The sequence below is a fragment of the Xanthomonas sp. NCPPB 1068 genome (genome assembly GCF_041479385.2).
In the GTDB taxonomy this organism is placed as follows: domain Bacteria; phylum Pseudomonadota; class Gammaproteobacteria; order Xanthomonadales; family Xanthomonadaceae; genus Xanthomonas; species Xanthomonas cannabis.
In genome coordinates this window covers 1079280-1097266 of the sequence record NZ_CM192986.1, presented here as the reverse complement: position 1 = coordinate 1097266, position 17987 = coordinate 1079280, and the positions used below count along the sequence as shown (strand labels likewise).

The following is a 17987-nucleotide window of genomic DNA, read 5'->3' as shown; positions in this document are numbered from 1 at the left end:
TTCCGCATGATGGCTATTGCACGCGCTCGCTGCCTGACGTTGGCGTTGTTGTTGTCCAGTTCGCTCGCTGCCGCGGCCGACGCGCCCTTCGTTGCGCGTGACCTGATCGGCGATGGCGCCTTCACGCATAACGCAGAAGGCCCGGCCACCGGCCCGGATGGCGCGCTCTACGCCGTGAATCTGGGCAAGGATGGCACCATCGCACGCATCACCCTGCAGCCGGACGGCAGTGCCAACGCACAAGTGTTCGTCACCTTGCCAGCAGGCAGCACCGGCAACGGCATCCGCTTTCGCGATGGGGCGATGTACGTGGCCGATTACACCGGCCACAAACTGCTGCAGGTGAACATGCAGACGCGTGCCGTGACCACGTTCGCTGCGTTGCCCGACGCCGATGGTCCCAACGATCTGGCGCTTGCACCGGACGGCAGCTTCTACGCCAGCGACCCGAACTGGGAGGACAACAGCGGGCGCTTGTGGGGCATCGGGCGCGACGGCGCAGTGCGGCTGCTGGAGTCCGGCATGACCACCCCCAACGGACTGGACGTCAGCCCGGACGGCAAGCGTCTCTACGTCAACGAAAGCATGTCGCGCAAGGTGTGGGTGTATGACCGTCGCGATGACGGCAGCCTGCGCAACAAACGCCTGCTGATCGCGTTCCCCGATTTCGGCATGGATGGCATGCGCTGCGATGCCGATGGCAATCTGTACATCGCCCGCTACGATGCGGGGCAGATCGCCGTGGTGTCGCCAACGGGCAGGCTGCTGCGCACGGTTGCGCTGAAGGGGCGCAAGGCCAGCAGCGTCGCCTTCGGCGGCAGCGACGGCAAACAGGTCTTTGTGACACTGCAGGATCGCGGCGCAGTTGAAACGTTCAGATCCGACCGCACCGGGCGCGAAACCGGACACTGAAACTGCTGTGCGCGTCGCATCGGTTCTCAGCCCGCGCAACCGGGTGCTGGCATTGTGCAGGTCACCCGCGGAGGACTCCCCATGCAACCGATCGAACTCAAGGACGCAGCCGCCTTCGGCAGCGAATTCCTGCGACTGACCCTGTTGCAGGGGTTTCAGTCATTGACCAAGCGCGACCTGGAATTGTTGATCTTCGTGCTGCTCGAACGCGATGGCGCCATCTCGCGCAACAGCGCCAATGCCGTGGTCGCACTGCAGTTGCGGGTCACCTCGGCCAAGGTCAAGGCCCTGCGTCGCGATGGCTATGCGCGCTGGCGTGCGCTGGTGCCCGAGGAAGGCGATGCGGCCATGCAGCGCATCGTGGCCAACGTGCTGACCGAGGACAACCTGCGCTCGGGTGCCAAGCATGTCAGCGAACGCAGCCGCAAGGAAGGCTTCCTGGCAGTGCGCATCGAACACCCCGATGACGCGCAACAGTTCGAGCAGGCCATCCTCGACGTCGGCGCATTGCCGGTGTACGAACGCAATCGCGAAGTGGTGGCGGTGCGTTTCGACACGCTGTTGAAGATTGCCGAACGCTGGGGCTATCTGCAGCAGGACCCGCAGGCGGCCATCCGCGCACTGCAAAAACTCACCCCCACCGCCGAAGAGGTGTCGGACCTGTTGAAAAAAGACATCGCCCAGCTGCGTTGGGACGATGTGCGCCGCGCACTCAACAGCCTGGGCGCCAAGGCCGTGGCCAGCACCGCCGAGGGCGGACTGAAGGGTTTGCTCAAAATCGTGTTTCCCTTCATTCCCGGTTGAGCGACGTGCAGGGCAGCGGCCACACGCCGTTGCCCGCACGCTGGCGGTCGCCCGCGTGGCGCGCAGCGGCCAGCGTGCAAGCGGCGCCCACCGCAATCGGCTCGACACCCACTATCCTTACCGGCTGTTCCACATCAGGGGGATCTGATGACCACCAGCCGTATTGCCACCCTCATTGCCATGCTGCTCGCGTGCGGCGCCGCGCACGCACAGCAAGCACCCTCACCTGCCAGCAGCATGCCGCTGATCGAGGTACCCAACGTCATCCGCACCCAGCCGCTCGCCAGCGGCGAGGTCACCCATCAGACCCAGCTGGAGCGCCCGCGCGGCGAATCCAGCGTGATCGTGCGCTCGATCCAGCCAAGCAGCGTGGCGGGCAGCTACCGCATCGACTTCCAGGCCATGGACGTGGACGGCGATGGCCGCATCAGTCGCACCGAAGCCCAGACCAACCCCGCACTGGCCGACGAATTCGATGCGCTGGATAGCCGTCACAGCGGCTATCTCACCCGCGAACAGCTGGCCGGCTGGCTGATCCAGTAGCGCTGGCGCACATCCGCATGGCAGCCACGCGCGCCGACGCTACGCAGGCGCGCGCCGGCCTTCGTTTTTGACGCACCAACCCCCTTGCAGCGCTCGCTTCGCTCAGCTAGATTGTATTTAACGGATACAATCTGGATGGATCGATGACCGCTCGCCTGGCCCTTGCCGCCGACCTCGGCTACCAACTGCAACTGGCCACCCTGGCCTCCAGCCACGCTGCGCGCCAGGAGCTGGCCGAACTGCACCTGACACCGGCGCGTGTCACCGCGTTGATCCATATCCGCGACCAGCCCGGCTGCGACCAGACCGAACTCGGCAATCGCCTGCTGGTCAACCGCGCCGCCGGCATGAAGATCGCCAATGCGCTGGCCGAGCAGGGCCTGATCGAACGCCTGGCCGGCCGCGACCGCCGCAGCAAGGGCCTGTACCTGACCGAGCACGGCCAGCGCACGCTGGAAGTGGCGCAGGGCTGCCTTGCGCGCGCCGTCGAACGCACCTGCGCCGGCCTGCAGGCCAGCGAGCAGCAGACCCTGCTGCGCCTGCTATGCAAATTGAACGCCAGCGCCACGCTGGAACGGACGACCGCGCCGGACCCCGCGCTGGCAGAAGATTTCTGATCCCCGCAGCCCCCGACTTGAAGGAGACGCCGCTTGAACGAGCATGACGTGGTATCGGTTCGCATCGAAAACCGCATTGCCTGGGTGAAGTTCGCCCGCCCTGACAAGCGCAACGCGATGAGCCCGGCGCTCAACCGCCGCATGATGGATGTGCTGGACGAGCTGGAGTTCGACGACAACGTCGGCGTGCTGGTGCTCGGCGGCGAAGGCACCGCCTGGTCGGCCGGCATGGACCTGAAGGAATACTTCCGCGAAACCGAAGCGCAGGGCCTGCGTGGCGTGCGCCGTTCGCAACGCGAATCCTATGGCTGGTTCCGGCGCCTGCGCTGGTATCAGAAGTCGACCATCGCGATGGTCAACGGCTGGTGCTTCGGCGGTGGCTTCGGCCCGTTGTTCGCGTGCGATCTGGCCATTGCCGCCGACGAGGCGCAGTTCGGCCTGTCGGAAATCAACTGGGGCATCCTGCCCGGCGGCGGGGTGACCAAGGTGGCGGTGGAACTGCTGTCCATGCGCGATGCGATGTGGATGACGCTGACCGGCGAAATGGTGGATGGCAAGAAGGCCGCCGAGTGGCGCCTGGTCAACGAAAGCGTGCCGCTGGAGCACCTGGAAGCGCGCACCCGCGAAGTGGCCGAGCTGCTGCTGCGCAAGAACCCGGTGGCGCTGAAATACGCCAAGGATGCGGTCCGTCGCGTGGGCACCATGACCTACGACGAAGCCGAGGACTATCTGGTGCGCATGCAGGAAGCGGCCAATTCCTTCGACAACAACGCGCGCAAGGAAGGCATCCGTCAGTTCATCGACGAGAAGAGCTACAAGCCCGGCCTGGGCGAATACGACCTGACCAAAAAGAGCACCTGAGCACGTCCAACGGCACCTGCAGCGCTGCGTGCACGCCACGCATCGCTGGCGCCGCCAGTGGTTTTCTGCACCGAGGAGGGAGTATGGAAGCCTTATCCGCAACGCTGCGCGGAATCGCCGCGCGTGGGCCCCTGGGCCTGTTCATCGATGGCCAGTGGCGCGCGAGCAGCGGCGACCGGCATGTCGACGTGGTCGCCCCGCATAACGAAGAGCGCCTGCTGCGCTACACCGAACCCTCGCACGCAGATACCGAGGCCGCCGTGGCCGCGGCGCGTGCCGCCTTCGATACCGGCCCGTGGCCGCAGCTGTCGCCACCCGAACGCGGCGCGGTGCTCAAGCGGGTTGCCGACCAGTTGCGTGCCCGCCTGCCGGAACTGGCCGAGGCCTGGACCGGCCAGGTCGGCGCCACCATCGGCTTCAGCCGCCGCGCCTCGCAGCAGGCGCCGGGGCTGTTCGACTATTACGGCGAGTTGATCACCACCCACCCGTTCGTCGAACCGCGCGCACGTGCCAACGGCGGCCGCGTGCACGTGGTGCAGGAACCGGTTGGCGTAGTCGCCGCCATCACGCCCTGGAATGCGCCGCTGGTACTGCTCTGTTACAAGGTCGCCGCCGCGTTGGCCGCCGGTTGCACGGTGGTGGCCAAGCCATCGCCGGAAACCCCGATCGATGCCTACATCCTGGCCGAATGCATCAGCGCCGCCGGTGTGCCCGATGGCGTGTTCAACCTGCTGCCGGCCGGTCGCGACGTTGGCGAACAGCTGATCCGCGATCCGCTCGTCGACAAGGTGAGCTTTACCGGCTCCACCCAGGCGGGGCGACTGATCGGTGTGGCCTGCGCCGAACGGCTGGCCCGTGTCGGCCTGGAGCTGGGCGGCAAGTCGGCCGCCATCGTGCTCGAGGATGCCGACCTCACCAAGGTGCTGCCCAGCCTGGTGCCCTACTCCATGCCGATCACCGGCCAGGTGTGTTTCTCGCTGACCCGGGTGCTGGTCCCGGCGCAACGGCGCGAGGAGATCCTGCAGGCGTATTGCGCGGCCCTGGGCGCACTCAAGCTCGGCGACCCGTTCGCCGCCGACACCGGCATGGGCCCGTTGGCGCTCGGCCGGCAGCTGGAACGCGTGCAGTCCTACATTGCGCAAGGCAGCGCCGAAGGCGCGCAGCTGGTGATGGGCGGCAACCGGCCAGCGCATCTGCCGCGCGGGTTTTTCCTCGAACCGACGGTGTTCGCCAATGTCACGCCCGACATGACCATCGCACGCGAGGAAATCTTCGGCCCGGTAGTCAGCTTCATCGACTACCACGACGAGGCCGACCTGATCGCCAAGGTCAATGCCAGCGATTACGGCCTGCATGGCACCGTCTACAGCGAGGATGTCGACCGCGCGTACCGCATCGCACGCCGCGTGCGCAGCGGCAGCCACTCGATCAACGGCATGTGGGTGGACATCGACATGCCGTTCGGCGGCTTCAAGCACTCCGGCGTCGGCCGCGAAGGCGGCATCGAAGGGCTGCACGCCTTCCTCGAAACCAAAACCGTCTATCTCAGCTAGCCGGGCACCCCCCGAGCGCGTACCGGCCAGCGGTGCGCGCTCCGCCTCGCGGCGCTAACGCCGCGGCCCTGCCGCTCTCCTGCAACCGGTTCACGCCATCGCTGGTGAATGCCCGCTGCGTCATCGGGCGTGCGCGTGAACCTTCTGCCGTTGCCGTCGCACTCACGCCAGCCACTCCCCCAAACCGCATTCGGAAGACAGCGCCATGACCATGCCGACTGACTCGATTTCCTTCCATGCCCGCCTCACACCGCAACGCCTCGCCGCGCGCGACCTGTTGCTGGATCAGCAATGGACCTACGCCGAACTGGACGAGCTGATCGGCCGCCTCGCCGCCCTGCTGCAGGCGCGCGGCTGCATCGACGGCGAACGGCTCGCCGTGCTCGCGCGCAATTCGGTCTGGCAGGTGGCGCTGCACTTCGCCTGCGGACGCGTGGGCGCGATCTACGTGCCGCTCAACTGGCGCCTGAGCGCCACCGAGCTGGATGCCCTGTTGCAACGCGCCGAGCCGCGTTTGCTGCTGGGCGATGATGTCGCCGCCGGGCGCGCGCATGTCGAAGCGCTGACGGACTTCATCGAGACCGCCAAAGGCCTCGCGCCGGCCGAGACGTCCTACATTCCGCCGGACCGCGTCAGCCTGATCCTGTTCACCTCGGGCACGTCCGGCCAGCCCAAGGGCGTGATGCTGAGCGAGCAGAACCTGCAGCAGGTGGCGCACAACTTCGGCGTCACCACCCGCGTGGATGCGGGCAGCAGCTTCCTGTGCGAAGCACCGATGTTCCACATCATCGGCCTGGCCACCAATGTGCGGCCGGCACTGGCGGTGGGCGGGTCGATCCAGGTCTCCAGCGGTTTCGAGCCGCAGCGCACGCTGGGCTGGCTCGGCAATCCGGCGCTGGGCATCACCCACTACGTCGGTGTGCCGCAGATGATGCAGGCCTTCCGCGCTCAACCGGGTTTCGACCCCGCAGCGCTGCGTCACCTTACTGCCCTGGTCAGCGGCGGTGCGCCGCACGCCAGCGACGACCTGCTGGGCTGGGTGGACGACGGCATTCCCATGGTCTGCGGCTTCGGCATGAGCGAGGCCGGCACGGTGTTCGGCATGTCGGTCGATTGCGAGGTCATTCGCAACAAGCTGGGCGCGGCCGGCATCTGCTCGCCGACGGTGCAGACCCGCATCGTCGATGGCGACGGCAACGACTGCCCGACGGGTGTTCCCGGCGAGCTGTTGCTGCGCGGGCCAAATCTCAGCCCCGGCTACTGGCGCGACCCCAAGGCCACTGCGGAGATGCGCGATGCGCAGGGCTGGTTCCGTACCGGCGATATCGTCAAGCGCGATGCCGATGGCTTCTTCTTTGTGGTGGACCGCAAGAAGGACATGTTCATTTCCGGCGGCGAGAACGTCTACCCCGCGGAGATCGAAGCCGTGCTCGCGGATCACCCGCAGATCCGCGAATGCGCGGTGGTGGGCATGGCCGACCCGCAATGGGGCGAGGTGGGGTATCTGGCGATCGTGCCAGCCGCCGAGGACCCGGATCTGGAGCAAATCCGCAGCTACCTGATCGAGCGCCTGGCCAAGTACAAGGTGCCAAAGCATCTACGCGTGGTGGAAGCGTTGCCACGCACGGCGACAGGCAAACTGCAGAAGGCGCGCCTGAAGGATGCGCTCGCGAACGATGCGTAGCGCCTGCTGATGCACGTCGGACGCAGAGCAGCTGACAAAACGGCTGCGCGGCCGGTGCCCGGAACCCGCATGTACCACGCGTACACGCCGGTTCCTCCGCGCCGCCCGCACCCGCCTGACGACCGCTCGCTAGGTTTTGTTGGCCGCTTTTGGGCGGACACGTTGCCCGACGGCGACGTGCCCGCCGATTGGCCTTGGCGGCGTGTGTGTCGCTGCGCGTCCCTGACTCCAGCACGCTGCACTCACCTGCATCCAACGCACGCGCAGGGCGAGTGCTGAAGACACCGTCGTAGGCACCACTGTCCCAATACGCACATCGGGCAGCCTTGGCTGCCCGATGTGCGTTACTCAGACCGCCTGCATCGTGCCTTTCACTGCAGCACGAGCAGACAGGCACGCCATCGCTTACGCGGACGCATCCAGCAGGATGTCGTCTTCGCCGACATGGTCGTCCACCCACACAGCGCCCTGCTCGGCCATGAGCGCCAACTGGTGCTCCAGCTCGCGCATCAGCAGACGCACGCCCGGCTTGAGAATGGCATTGTTGTCGCGGTAGATCACCCCACCTGCACGCGCCTGCGACGGCTGCTGCAGCTGGAAGGCACGCAACTCGCCACGGGCGATGTCGCCGGCCACCATCATGCTCGGCATCACCGCGATGCTGTCGGTGCCGAGCAGAATCTCACGGGTGAAGCTGGCCGAGCTGGAACGCAGCTGGTCGCGCGTGGCCAGCCCATGCTCGCGCATGACCTGCGCCACGTCGCGCTCCACGTGCTGGCTCAGCGTCGGCAGCACCTGGCGATATGCCGCGGCTTCGGCAATGCGTACCGGGCCGTTCGCGAACAGGGGGTGGTCGCTGCGCGCCACCAGCGCGATCGGATCCTGGTACAGCACCTTGCGGACCAGTGCGTCGTAGCGTGCCAGCGGATAGAGCCGGCCCACGACCAGATCGACTTCGTTGCCGGCCAGCTTGGGCAGCAGTTCGTCGGTACGGCCATGCAACAGCCGCACCCGCAGCGTGGGCTCGGCGCGGTAGAGCGCCGCCAGCACGGCCGGCAACAGGCCGCTTGCCGCCACCGGCAGGGCGCCCACGGTGATCGTGAGCGCGTCGTCCTGCAGCAGACCCTCGAACGTGTCCTGGGCGCGGCGCAACTGGCCCAGCACCACATGCGCGGTCTGCACCAGCACCTCGCCCATGGCGTTGGGGCGCACGCCGCGTGAGTGACGTTCGAACAGCGGTGCCCCGACGATCTCTTCGATCTCCTGCAGGGCACGCGTGAGCGCAGGTTGGGTCACATTCAAGACGCGCGAGGCGCGGAGCAGGCTTTTTTGCCGGTCCAGCGCCTCGATGACACGTAGATGCCGGACCTTGATGCGGTGTTCGAAGAACACGGAGGACATGGTCATGGGGGTGGGCCTTACGTTGGGAAGTCGGGTGACAGCACCCGGCAGATGCCCGAGGCGCGCAGTTCAGCGCGCCTCGGGCACCTGCCGGGTCTGCATGAACGCTTCGAACGATTCACCGCGCATGATGGCGTAGACCTGCAGATTGGTCATGCGCACCACACGGGCGAACTTTTCGATGACGAAAAAATTGGCGCCGTACTGCACCAGGCCAAGCCAGTCGCGCGCGCGGATCAGCGCCTTCTCCTGCTCGGTGAGTCCGGCCTCCTGCATCAGCACTTCTGCATCCTGCAAGAAGCGGTCGCGCCACGGCGCGCGGATCATCTGCCAGAAGAAGCGATTCAGGCGCAGCGCGCGGTTGCTGGTGCGCAGATCGAACAGATAGGTCCCGTCGATCTTGTCCATGCCGTTGACTTGCGGATTCATGTGCACGCCCTCATGCCGCGTTGGCGGTACGCGCCAACAGCTCTGCCGAACGCGGCGCATCGGCCGCCTCTTCGCCCGGCTCGTACACCACCACGGTCATCGCGGTGGTGGTCATCAAGTAGTAGTTCTGATGCAACTTGCGGATCGGACCCTCCAGCGCGCCACGCATGGCCAGCCACATGATCTGCTCCACGCTCTCGGCCCCGCCCAGGCGCACGTAATCGGTGTGGGTCAGGTCGGTCAGGGTCTCGGGGGCATGCTGGAAGCGGTCCAGAAACTCCATGTCCCACTCGGTGTTGTTGAAGCCGGTGCGCTCGCCATGGATCTGGTGCGACAAACCGCCGGTGCCGACCACCACCACCCTGAGATCTTCCGGATACGACTCGATGGCACGCCGCACCGCCTGACCAAGCCGGTAGCAGCGGCGCGCGGTCGGCAGCGGGTACTGCAGCACGTTGATCGCGATGGGTACCACCGTGCCGGGCCAGTCGGGCACATGCGGCCATAGCAGCGGCAAGGGAGCCGCGCAGCCATGGTCGATGGGCTTGTCCTGGAACACGGTCAGGTCGAATTCGTCGTTGACCAGGCACTCGGCGATATGCGCCTGCAACTGCACATCGCCGCGAATGGGCGGCAGGTTGCGCAAGCCCGCTCCCTCGTCGGCCACCGGGAAACGCTCGCCCACGCCCAACGCGAAGGTCGGGTACAGATCGAAAAAGAACGTGGTGCAGTGATCGTTGTAGAAGAACACCAGCACGTCGGCCCGTTGCCGGGCCAACCACTCGGCGACCGGCCCGTAGCCGTCGAACAACGGTTTCCATATCGGATCCTGTTGTTTGCCCTTGTCGTAGGCCACCCCGATGGTGGGAACGTGCGAGGTTCCGATGCCGCCGATGATGCTTGCCATGCTGCGCTCCTGCGACGCGGCGCTGCCGAGGAAGGCCGGGCGCGCGTCATTGATTGGGTCGGGACCGGCGATGCAATGGATCCCAACAGGGACGATCGAGCACTCCGGATTGCCAAAAAGGTATCCTTGGGATCCAAATTGCCATCAAGCGATCTCGTCCGCAAGGTTTTTATACACGCATTTGCGAGTTTTCCCTTCCAAGGAACGTGCGCTGCGGCACGGCGCGAGAGAATGGAGCCAATGGCGAACAACCACCGATTGCAAGCGGTCCAGCAGTTACGCGAACTGATCCTGTGCGGCACCTTTGCCCCGGGCGAACGCATCACCGAAGCGGCCCTGGCCGAACGCCTGGCGATTTCGCGCACGCCCATCCGTCAGGCCCTTCCGGCGTTGTGCCAGGAAGGCCTGCTGGCACAGACAGGCAACCGCGGCTATGCGGTGCGCCGCTTCAGCCAGCAGGAAAGCCTGGATGCCCTGGCCGTGCGCGCCCTGATGGAAGGTTTGGCGGCGCGCACGCTGGCCGAGCAGGGCGCGTCGGCCGAGGTGCTCGCCACCCTGCACGGCTGTCTTGGCGAAGGCGACCGCCTGTTCGCCAAGCGCAGCCTCGATGCCGGTGACGAGCAGGCCTATGCCGCGATGAATGCCCGCTTCCATCGCACCATCGTGGTGGCGGCCAACAAGCCCATCCTCACCGAAACCGTGGACCGCTGCACGGTGGTGCCGTTCGTCAGCCCCAGCCATGTGGTGTTCGGCCAGCGCTCGGCCACCGTGGCCTACGACGATCTGTATTACGGGCACCGCCAACATGGGGCGATCGTCTCTGCGATCGAACAACGCGACGGAGCACGGGCGGAACTGCTGTTCCGCGAACATGCGCATACGCAACGGCACAGCATGGGGATGTGACTACCGCGCCCCGGAGCTGAGCACGAGGCACCTGCGCCAACACCGCAGACGCGCCACGCGGCACCCATTGAGCGCCCCCCTTGCCACCCGCTCGTGCAGGTGGCAAGGGCAGTTACCCCGCCATGCGCAGCGCCCCGTCGCAGGCGCTGCGCATGGCGGCGGTGGACGCCTATAACGAATGCACGAACATCAGATTGAAGTTATTGCCGGCGACCGAATTTTCCACATCCACCGGCAGGTACACATTGAAGTTGAACAGGTTCTTTTCGTTCATGCGCCAGGACAGGCCGGGGCCGATATAGAACTGCCTGCGTTTGCTGTCCGGCACACGCTGGTCGTTGGTGCGGTTGTCCTTCAACTGCTGCAGGTAGTACCCATTGATCCCCACCCGCCACTGCTCGTTGAGCTTCAGCGAGGTGGCGAAGTTGAGCCAGACCAGGTCGCCGGCCTGCCCGTTGCGGAAACGGAAGCCGGCAATCGGCGGCACGCCGCCGGCGCGGCTGGTCCGGAAGTTGTACAGATAATTCAGGCGCCCGCTGATTTCCCAGCGATCGCTGGGTTGCACGGTGAATGCCCAGTGCGGGGCCACCGACCAGAACCCGGTGCTCTGGTTGATCGCGGTATCACGATCGAACTTGCCGACCGGCGCAAAGGCGTCGATCGCAAAGCGCTGGAAGAAGAACACGCGCCCGTCGCGCATGACCGGCGGCATCTGCAAGGCAGGCCCGAACGAGATATCGCCCATGCCGAACCCATTGCTGCTCAGCTGCACGGGGCTGTCTGCGTCAAATGCGGTGTCGTAATTGACCAACGGCACGATGGCATTGAAGCTCAACGAACTTCCCTTCCAGGTATAGGGCGTGACATAGATCATCTGGGTCAACAGCACGCTGACGTCCACTTGTGGGTCGCGGAAGGCCGGCGAATCGTCGCCGCTGGCATTCCGGATCGAATTGAAGTGGTAATGGCGCAGGTATTCGATGACGGTCCAGCCGGGCGTCAGCGAGCCAAACCCGTCCATGAAACTGGTGCCCCCCACATTGATGCCCTGCGGCGGTGCCGCCGTTTCCGGTACGGCCTGCGCCATCACCGTGCCCGGCAACACCGCAGCGAGTGTGGCGCCGACAATCCATGACCGTTGCCGACGCGACAGGGCGCGCAGCAACACCGAACGACAATGAGCAGACAAACGGACGCGTTCCACTAGGCGAATCTCCGGTGCGGACAGGTGGGTGACAGCGGGCGCGGCGTGGGGGAGAAAGCGATACGACAGCGCCGCAGGCCGATGGCGGCTGCAACGTTTCTTGCGTGTTAGCGATGGCGGCTCAGGAACCGATCTGCAGCTGCAACGCACCGAGCCGCTGCTTGAACAGCCAACGCTCCTGCTCGAAGACCAGCACATCGTCGAAACTGCCGAGCAAGGCCGGTGACTGCGCGGCGAACGGCGGTGGCGCAGAGGTCTGGCTGGCGGTGTAAAGCAGCACATGGCTGTGCGCGTGCGCCAGGGTCGGCGATTGAACGCTGACCAGGGTATTGAGCATCAGGTGGCAGGTGGTGCGCGGCGGACGCGCACGAAACGCCTGCAGGATGGCCTCGCGCCCACGCACCGGTGCATCGGGTGCGCTGGGCCGTGCGAACACGCCATCGTCGGTGAACAAGGCAGCAAGCGCCTCGTGATCGTGGCGGTCGTTGTACAGCGCGAACCTGCGGATCAGTTGCTCGCAGGCAATGATGGTCGATGCCTCGTCGTGCATGCAGCCTCCTTGGATTTCAGCAAAACCGATCGGCGTCGCCAGCGACCGCTGCGTCACCGCCGGTGGCGTGGCCTGCTGGCCATCACGCGGCCTGCAGCCAGTCGCGCAGGGCGGCGGTCACCGCCACCGGCGCCTCCACCGGCGCCATGTGCCCGCTGTCTTCGAACACCACCAGGCGCGCCTGCGGGATGTGCCGCGCCATGTCCTGGTGCCGGGCCAACGGGCTCCAGGCGTCCTGGCGCCCGACACCCAGCAAGGTGGGGCAGCGGATCCGTGCCAGCACCGGCGCGGCATCGGGGCGCTCCAGCAGGGCCGTGATCTGGCCGGCGAACCCCTGCGGGCTTTGACGCTGCACCATCGCCGTCAGGCGCTCCATCAACGCGGCATCGTCGACACGGTCCGGGTGCAGCATCGGCGGCAACCAGGCCGACGCCAGCGCCTGCATGCCCTGGGTGCGGGCCAGGTCCACCAGCGCCTGTCGCTCTTCGCGCTCGCCCTCGCGACGTGGGGCGATGCCGGTATCGAGCAATGCCAGCCGGGTCACGCGCTCCGGTGCCTGGCGCATGATCTCCAGCGCGACGCGTCCGCCCATCGAGTGCCCGGCCAGCGCGAACTGCGGCGGTGCACCGGCCAGCACGTGGGTGGCCATCTGCACGATGCTGTCGAAACCGGGAAAGTCCAGCACCTGCACCTCCGCCAGGTCCCCCAGCGCCTCGCGCTGCGGCTGCCAGATCGCGGCATCGCAGAGCAGGCCGCAGAGCAGCAGCAAGGGGGGCTTGGGTGGGTGCGCAACCGAGGTCATGCGCCGACTGTAGCTAGGCCGTGCGCGTCCGTCGTATGGAAGATGCGGCCTTCGCTATAAGTTTCCAGGCATATAACAAAGGCTGCGCCGGTTATCCGCGTTCACGCCGGCCGGCGCGGCGATGCTCACGCACCGCCGGAGGCGCGCTTCCACAACACATCGACCAGCGGCGGCAGTTTTCCGGCCAGGCCGAGCACCGATCCGCGCAGCAGGGTCAGGTGCATCTCGTCATTGGAAAACACCCGATTGATCGCATCGAAGCCGTAGGCGGCGACGGCGTTGTCGCTGCGACGGGTTCGCGCCCAGCGCTGCAGGCGGTGCGGCGCTGCCCAGTCGGCACGCTTGGCGCGCGCGTTGCGCACTTGCTCGCGCAGCGCAGCGACATCGCGTAACCCCAGATTGACGCCCTGCCCGGCCAGGGGATGCACCACGTGCGCGGCATCGCCCAGGGTCAGCACACGACCGCTGACATACTGCTCCACCAATTGCCGCTGCAGCGGAAAGGCAGCGCGCGGCGAGGCCACCCGCACCTGGCCAAGGCGTGCGGCGAAGGCCTGGGTGAGCTCACGCGAAAACGCCGCATCATCCAGGGCCAGCACACGTGCGGCGTCGGCATCCGGCAAGGTCCATACGATCGAACTGCGGCCTTGGGCAAACGGCAGGAACGCCAGCGGCCCGGTGGTCAAAAAGCGCTGCCAGGCGGTGGACTCGTGCGGCCGCTCGGTCTCCACGAAGGCCACCACGCCGCGTTGCGCGTAGGCGTGCCGCGAGACCGGCACCCCGGTCAATTCGCGCAAGGTGGACGCAGCACCATCGGCGGCGATCGCAATCGCCGCCTCCAGGCGGCTGCCATCGTCCAGCCGCAGACGCACGCTGCCGCTGTCCTGCTCCAGTTCGACCACGCGCGCCGGGCAATGCACCTCGATGCCGGCTGCGTGCACGGCCGCCCAGAGGCGATCGACCAGCAGCGCGTTTTCGACGATCCAGCCCAGCTGTTCGCGCCCCAGCGTGTCGGCATCGAAGCCCAGCTCGCCGCCCCCGCCGGCATCCCAGACCCGCATCCGCCGGTAGGGCTGCACGCGGGCCGCACGCACTGCCGACCACACGCCCAGGCTGTCCAGCAACGCGGCGTTGTCGGCGGCGAATGCGTAGACGCGCAGGTCGGGTTGGTCGGCGTGCCAGTGCGCGGGTTCATGCCCTTCCACCAACGCGACCTGCAGCCCGGCATCGGCCAGCGCCAAGGCGCAGGCGGCGCCGACCACACCGCCACCGACGATCACCGCATCGCGCGGCGTGCGCCGGTTCATGCCACACCCCGGCACAGCTGCGGGACTTCGCCACGGAAGCCCATCGCGCCCCCGACCAGCATCGACTGCAACGGGGCGGCCTGCGAGGTCGCCAGCAGGCCCAGGCTGCGCAGCGGCCGTAGCAAAGGCGCCGGATTGCCGGTCAGCCGCGCCAACCCGCTGGAGAAGCCGATCGTGTGCTCGCGGTCCACGCGTCGACGCGCCAGATACGCATCCAGCAGCGCACCGGCACCGGCATCGCTGCGATCGTGTTCGATCAGTTCGGCAAGCGTCAGCGCATCGCGCAGCCCGAGATTGAAGCCCTGCGCGCCGATCGGATGCAGCGTCTGCGCGGCATTGCCCAGCAGCACCACGCGTTCGGCGATGAGGCTGTTCGCCAGCACCTGCACCAACGGGTAGGCGCTGCGCTCGCCACTGGCGATGAAGCGCCCGGCACGCCAGCCGGCCGCGCGCTGCAGCCGTGCCAGCCAGCCGGCCTCGTCCAGGGCCGCCACCGCTTCGGCATCGGCACGCGCCACGCAATGGATGGCGCCGTAATGGCGGTCGCCCCGCGGCAGCAATGCGGTTGGCCCGTGTTCGCCGAAGCGCTCCCAGGCAGTGCCATCGGGCGGCCTGGCGGCTCGCACCCGCGCCACGAACAGGGTCTGCAGGAAATCGTGCGCGTCGGTGCCGATATGCAGCAGCTCGCGCACCGCGCTGTGGCTGCCATCGGCGCCAACCACCAGCCTGGCGCGGACCAGTCGCTCGCCGTCGGCGGCCGCCAGGCGGACTGCGCGCAGGCCGTCCTGCACCGGCTCCACGCCGATGCAGCGTGCCGGGCGATACCGGTGCAACCGGGTCAGCTCGTCCAGACGCGCCTGCAGGGCGTCGCCGAAATCGCGCGCCACCACCACCTGGCCGAAGCTGTCGCGCCCGTAGTCGGCGGCATCCAGCTGCACGCGCCCGAAGTCGCCTGCACGGCTGACGTGGATGCGCCGGATCGGCCCGGGCGGGTTGCGCAACTTTGCCATGACCCCGAGCGCGCTCAATGCATTGACCGTGGCGGCGGCAAAACTCAGGTTGCGTTGGTCGAATACCGCCGGTGGCGCGCCGGCCGGGGTGGCTTCCACCAACCCGACATCCAGGCCGAGGCGGTCCAGCGCAATCGCCAGGCTGGAGCCGACCAGGCCGCCGCCAACGATCAGAACGTCATGTGGATGTGTCATCGCCACATGATAAGCCCTGGCCCCAGGCAGGGTGCCGCCGGGCATTGAGACAGATTGCCGCGCCCGGCCCGTCTACCCCGCGTCGCCGGCACGCCCACTCCGGCAGACGCTCGACGCATCGCGCGTCTGCCGGGCCGGCACGGGCATGCCGGGTTCCACGCTACACTCCCGGACCTGTGACCTGGCCACCTTCGCGCATGACGTCTCGCTCGCACGACACCTGGATTCTGAGTCTGCTCGCCCTCCTGATGGCGGCCACGCGGATCAATCACTTCGCGCCGGTCCCGGATGCGTCCTGGGCGGTGTTCTTCATCGGCGGCTTTCACTCGGCCGCGCGCACGCGGCTGGCGTTCCCGCTGTTGATGGGGCTTGCGGTGGCGGTGGACTGGCTGGTGATCACCCGCCAGGGCCTGAGCTTCTGGCAGCACTATTGCGTCTCGCCGGCCTACTGGTGCCTGATCCCGGCGTACTTCGCGCTGTGGGCCGGTGGCGTCTGGCTGCGCCGGCACTACCACGGCGCCCATTGGAACGCGCTGGCCCGGCTGGTACCCGCCCTGCTGATTGGCGTGGCGCTGTGCCAGCTGATCGCCCAGGGCAGCTTCTACTGGATCAGTGCCAGCGTCAGTGAGCCCACGCTGGCCGGCTGGTTCAAGAACTACACCGACTGGCTGTGGCCCTACCTGCGCAGTGCGGCCCTGTATGTCGCCGCCGCCGCGTTGCTCCAGGTCGCGGCCGAGCGCCTGGCAGCGCCGCAGCACCAGTCCCACGCCGGCTAGGTCATGGGCAACCGGCTTTCGCGCATCTATACCCGTACCGGCGACGATGGCAGCACCGGCCTGGGCGACGGCAGCCGTACCGGCAAGGACGCGCTGCGCGTCAATGCCTACGGGACGGTGGACGAGGCCAATTCGGCACTTGGCGTGCTGTTGGCCGCGCCCGGCGTGCCCGCCCCGGTCGCCGACCTGCTGACCACCGTGCAGCACCAGCTGTTCGACCTGGGCGGCGAGCTGTGCATCCCCGGGCATGCGGCGATCGAGGCGGCCGATATCGCCGCCCTGGAACGCCACCTGGACCATTACAACGACGGCTTGCCGCCGCTGCAGGACTTCATCCTGCCGGCTGGTGGCGAAGCGGCCGCGCGCTGCCACCTGGCCCGCACCATCGTGCGCCGGGCCGAGCGCGAGACCGTCGCGCTGTCCCGCCAGGAAGCGGTGCGCAGCGAGGCGATCGGCTATCTCAACCGGCTGTCGGACCTGTTGTTCGTCCTGGCGCGCGTGCTGGCGCGGGTCGATGGCCAGCAGGAAGTGCTCTGGCGGCACGACCGCCGGCGCGGTTGACCCTGTGCCCGGCACGGCGGAGAGGCTAGAGTCGTCCCATGTTGGTCTTTACCCATCCCGCCTGCCTCGGTCACGACGCCGGCCCCGAGCATCCTGAAAGCCCCGCCCGCCTGGAAGCGGTGGTCGACGCCCTGCGCGCCGCCTTTCCGGACCTGGACTGGCGCGAGGCGCCGCTGGCCAAGCTGGGCGACCTGTGCCGCGTGCATGAGCGCGAGCAGGTGGACGCGGTGCTGGAAACCGCCTTCGACGGCTATCGCCAACTGGACGTGGACACGCGGATGGTGCCCGCCTCGCGTGCGGCCGCCCTGCGCGCTGCAGGCGCCGGCATCGCGGCTGTGGACGCAGTGATGCAGGACCAGACCCGCACCGCCTTCTGCGCAGTGCGCCCGCCCGGCCACCACGCCACCGCGCAGGTGTCGATGGGCTTTTGCCTGTTCAACAACATCGCCGTAGCCGCCGCGCATGCGCGCGACCGGCATGGGCTGGAGCGCATCACCATCGTCGATTTCGACGTCCACCACGGCAACGGCACGCAGGCGATCTTCGAGCGCGACCCGGCCGTGCAGTATCTGAGCACCCATCAGTCCGGGCTCTATCCGCACTCGGGCAGTGTCCACGAGCGCGGCGTCGGCAACGTCCACAACCTGCTGCTGCCACCGGGCAGCGACGGGCTGCGCTTCCGCAATGTCTGGGAGGACGAGATGCTGCCGTTGATCGATGCCTTCCGCCCGCAGCTGATCCTGATCTCGGCCGGTTTCGATGCGCACCTGCGCGATCCGCTGGCCGACCTGATGCTGGACGACGACGATTTTGCCTGGCTGACCGGCGCGCTGCGCACCCTGGCCGAGCGGCATGCGCGCGGTCGGGTGGTGTCAATGCTGGAAGGCGGATACGACCTGCAGGCGTTGCGCGAGAGCAGCGTGGCTCACGTCGCCGCCCTGCGCTGACCCCGTCGGCACGCCGGG

General features: G+C 67.4%; 19 protein-coding genes and 1 other RNA gene. 12 read left to right on the top strand and 8 right to left on the bottom strand.

From position 1 onward, the window contains the following. The first annotated feature begins 6 nt into the window (after positions 1–6). From ACCQ12_RS04585 to ACCQ12_RS04550, 8 genes are all read left to right on the top strand, one after another. Complete coding sequence (locus ACCQ12_RS04585; protein WP_372383058.1) at positions 7–912, top strand: SMP-30/gluconolactonase/LRE family protein; 906 nt, start codon at positions 7–9, stop codon at positions 910–912. A gap of 81 nt (positions 913–993) precedes the next feature. Then, complete coding sequence (locus ACCQ12_RS04580) at positions 994–1716, top strand: hypothetical protein (protein WP_039414730.1); 723 nt, start codon at positions 994–996, stop codon at positions 1714–1716. Positions 1717–1863: 147 nt separating this feature from the next. Continuing rightward, a complete protein-coding gene (locus tag ACCQ12_RS04575) occupies positions 1864–2259 on the top strand; it encodes an EF-hand domain-containing protein (RefSeq protein WP_372383057.1) in 396 nt (131 codons plus the stop codon). 143 nt (positions 2260–2402) lie between these two features. After that, complete coding sequence (locus ACCQ12_RS04570) at positions 2403–2876, top strand: MarR family winged helix-turn-helix transcriptional regulator (protein ID WP_039563926.1); 474 nt, start codon at positions 2403–2405, stop codon at positions 2874–2876. Positions 2877–2909: 33 nt separating this feature from the next. Next, a complete protein-coding gene (locus ACCQ12_RS04565; RefSeq protein ID WP_372383056.1) occupies positions 2910–3737 on the top strand; it encodes a p-hydroxycinnamoyl CoA hydratase/lyase in 828 nt (275 codons plus the stop codon). An 83-nt stretch (positions 3738–3820) separates the two neighbouring features. After that, entirely contained in the window at positions 3821–5290 is a 1470-nt protein-coding gene (locus ACCQ12_RS04560; RefSeq protein WP_372383055.1) for an aldehyde dehydrogenase, read from the top strand. 205 nt (positions 5291–5495) lie between these two features. Then, positions 5496–6974: an AMP-binding protein gene (locus tag ACCQ12_RS04555; RefSeq protein WP_349776903.1), complete on the top strand. Its 1479-nt coding sequence runs from the start codon at positions 5496–5498 to the stop codon at positions 6972–6974. 69 nt (positions 6975–7043) lie between these two features. Then, a non-coding RNA gene (locus ACCQ12_RS04550) (sX9 sRNA) lies at positions 7044–7119 on the top strand. Between the two features lie 260 nt (positions 7120–7379). Here the strand turns inward: ACCQ12_RS04550 and ACCQ12_RS04545 are convergent. From ACCQ12_RS04545 to ACCQ12_RS04535, 3 genes are all read right to left on the bottom strand, one after another. Beyond that, positions 7380–8381, bottom strand: a complete 1002-nt coding sequence (locus ACCQ12_RS04545) for a LysR substrate-binding domain-containing protein (RefSeq protein ID WP_039414712.1) — start codon at positions 8379–8381, stop codon at positions 7380–7382. A gap of 63 nt (positions 8382–8444) precedes the next feature. After that, entirely contained in the window at positions 8445–8804 is a 360-nt protein-coding gene (locus ACCQ12_RS04540) for a protocatechuate 3,4-dioxygenase (RefSeq protein WP_039563931.1), read from the bottom strand. Between the two features lie 10 nt (positions 8805–8814). After that, positions 8815–9711 (bottom strand): gallate dioxygenase, encoded by an 897-nt coding sequence (locus ACCQ12_RS04535; protein WP_039413073.1) that lies wholly within the window; start codon positions 9709–9711, stop codon positions 8815–8817. A gap of 231 nt (positions 9712–9942) precedes the next feature. On the opposite strand from ACCQ12_RS04535, the gene ACCQ12_RS04530 reads away from it, so the two are divergent. Further along, on the top strand, positions 9943–10617 hold the full coding sequence (locus ACCQ12_RS04530; protein WP_039413062.1) for a GntR family transcriptional regulator: 675 nt from the start codon (positions 9943–9945) through the stop codon (positions 10615–10617). Between the two features lie 169 nt (positions 10618–10786). Here ACCQ12_RS04530 and ACCQ12_RS04525 read toward each other — a convergent pair whose 3' ends face one another. From ACCQ12_RS04525 to ubiH, 5 genes are all read right to left on the bottom strand, one after another. After that, a complete protein-coding gene (locus ACCQ12_RS04525; protein ID WP_372383054.1) occupies positions 10787–11821 on the bottom strand; it encodes a SphA family protein in 1035 nt (344 codons plus the stop codon). A gap of 121 nt (positions 11822–11942) precedes the next feature. Next, positions 11943–12371: a nuclear transport factor 2 family protein gene (locus ACCQ12_RS04520; protein WP_372383053.1), complete on the bottom strand. Its 429-nt coding sequence runs from the start codon at positions 12369–12371 to the stop codon at positions 11943–11945. Positions 12372–12453: 82 nt separating this feature from the next. Then, positions 12454–13173: an alpha/beta fold hydrolase gene (locus ACCQ12_RS04515; protein ID WP_372383052.1), complete on the bottom strand. Its 720-nt coding sequence runs from the start codon at positions 13171–13173 to the stop codon at positions 12454–12456. Positions 13174–13298: 125 nt separating this feature from the next. Next, on the bottom strand, positions 13299–14480 hold the full coding sequence (locus ACCQ12_RS04510) for a UbiH/UbiF family hydroxylase (protein WP_372383051.1): 1182 nt from the start codon (positions 14478–14480) through the stop codon (positions 13299–13301). Next, complete coding sequence (ubiH, locus tag ACCQ12_RS04505) at positions 14477–15685, bottom strand: 2-octaprenyl-6-methoxyphenyl hydroxylase (RefSeq protein ID WP_372383050.1); 1209 nt, start codon at positions 15683–15685, stop codon at positions 14477–14479. The genes ACCQ12_RS04510 and ubiH overlap by 4 nt, the downstream gene beginning before the upstream one ends. Positions 15686–15882: 197 nt before the next feature. Here ubiH and ACCQ12_RS04500 point away from each other — a divergent pair, with 197 nt between their 5' ends. From ACCQ12_RS04500 to ACCQ12_RS04490, 3 genes are read left to right on the top strand one after another with little or no spacing between them, the layout of a single operon-like run. After that, positions 15883–16461 (top strand): hypothetical protein, encoded by a 579-nt coding sequence (locus ACCQ12_RS04500; RefSeq protein WP_372383049.1) that lies wholly within the window; start codon positions 15883–15885, stop codon positions 16459–16461. Positions 16462–16464: 3 nt separating this feature from the next. Further along, positions 16465–17022 carry a cob(I)yrinic acid a,c-diamide adenosyltransferase gene (locus ACCQ12_RS04495; RefSeq protein ID WP_104580910.1) on the top strand — a complete coding sequence of 186 codons (558 nt, stop codon included), beginning with the start codon at positions 16465–16467 and terminating at the stop codon, positions 17020–17022. Positions 17023–17060: 38 nt separating this feature from the next. Then, the gene (locus tag ACCQ12_RS04490) at positions 17061–17969 is read left to right on the top strand and encodes a histone deacetylase family protein (RefSeq protein ID WP_039413038.1); all 909 of its coding nucleotides are present in this window, start codon (positions 17061–17063) and stop codon (positions 17967–17969) included. The last annotated feature ends 18 nt before the right edge of the window (positions 17970–17987 follow it).

Excerpts from the sequence above, each read along its gene's own strand:
- ACCQ12_RS04575 (WP_372383057.1), top strand. The coding sequence starts at position 1,864 with ATGACCACCAGCCGTATTGCCACCCTCATTGCCATGCTGCTCGCGTGC.
- ACCQ12_RS04530 (WP_039413062.1), top strand. The coding sequence starts at position 9,943 with ATGGAGCCAATGGCGAACAACCACCGATTGCAAGCGGTCCAGCAGTTA.
- ACCQ12_RS04535 (WP_039413073.1), bottom strand. The coding sequence starts at position 9,711 with ATGGCAAGCATCATCGGCGGCATCGGAACCTCGCACGTTCCCACCATC.
- ACCQ12_RS04510 (WP_372383051.1), bottom strand. The coding sequence starts at position 14,480 with ATGAACCGGCGCACGCCGCGCGATGCGGTGATCGTCGGTGGCGGTGTG.
- ACCQ12_RS04520 (WP_372383053.1), bottom strand. The coding sequence starts at position 12,371 with ATGCACGACGAGGCATCGACCATCATTGCCTGCGAGCAACTGATCCGC.
- ACCQ12_RS04540 (WP_039563931.1), bottom strand. The coding sequence starts at position 8,804 with ATGAATCCGCAAGTCAACGGCATGGACAAGATCGACGGGACCTATCTG.
- ACCQ12_RS04500 (WP_372383049.1), top strand. The coding sequence starts at position 15,883 with ATGACGTCTCGCTCGCACGACACCTGGATTCTGAGTCTGCTCGCCCTC.
- ACCQ12_RS04495 (WP_104580910.1), top strand. The coding sequence starts at position 16,465 with ATGGGCAACCGGCTTTCGCGCATCTATACCCGTACCGGCGACGATGGC.
- ACCQ12_RS04555 (WP_349776903.1), top strand. The coding sequence starts at position 5,496 with ATGACCATGCCGACTGACTCGATTTCCTTCCATGCCCGCCTCACACCG.
- ACCQ12_RS04515 (WP_372383052.1), bottom strand. The coding sequence starts at position 13,173 with ATGACCTCGGTTGCGCACCCACCCAAGCCCCCCTTGCTGCTGCTCTGC.
- ACCQ12_RS04570 (WP_039563926.1), top strand. The coding sequence starts at position 2,403 with ATGACCGCTCGCCTGGCCCTTGCCGCCGACCTCGGCTACCAACTGCAA.
- ACCQ12_RS04545 (WP_039414712.1), bottom strand. The coding sequence starts at position 8,381 with ATGACCATGTCCTCCGTGTTCTTCGAACACCGCATCAAGGTCCGGCAT.
- ACCQ12_RS04585 (WP_372383058.1), top strand. The coding sequence starts at position 7 with ATGATGGCTATTGCACGCGCTCGCTGCCTGACGTTGGCGTTGTTGTTG.
- ACCQ12_RS04560 (WP_372383055.1), top strand. The coding sequence starts at position 3,821 with ATGGAAGCCTTATCCGCAACGCTGCGCGGAATCGCCGCGCGTGGGCCC.
- ACCQ12_RS04580 (WP_039414730.1), top strand. The coding sequence starts at position 994 with ATGCAACCGATCGAACTCAAGGACGCAGCCGCCTTCGGCAGCGAATTC.
- ACCQ12_RS04490 (WP_039413038.1), top strand. The coding sequence starts at position 17,061 with ATGTTGGTCTTTACCCATCCCGCCTGCCTCGGTCACGACGCCGGCCCC.
- ubiH (WP_372383050.1), bottom strand. The coding sequence starts at position 15,685 with ATGACACATCCACATGACGTTCTGATCGTTGGCGGCGGCCTGGTCGGC.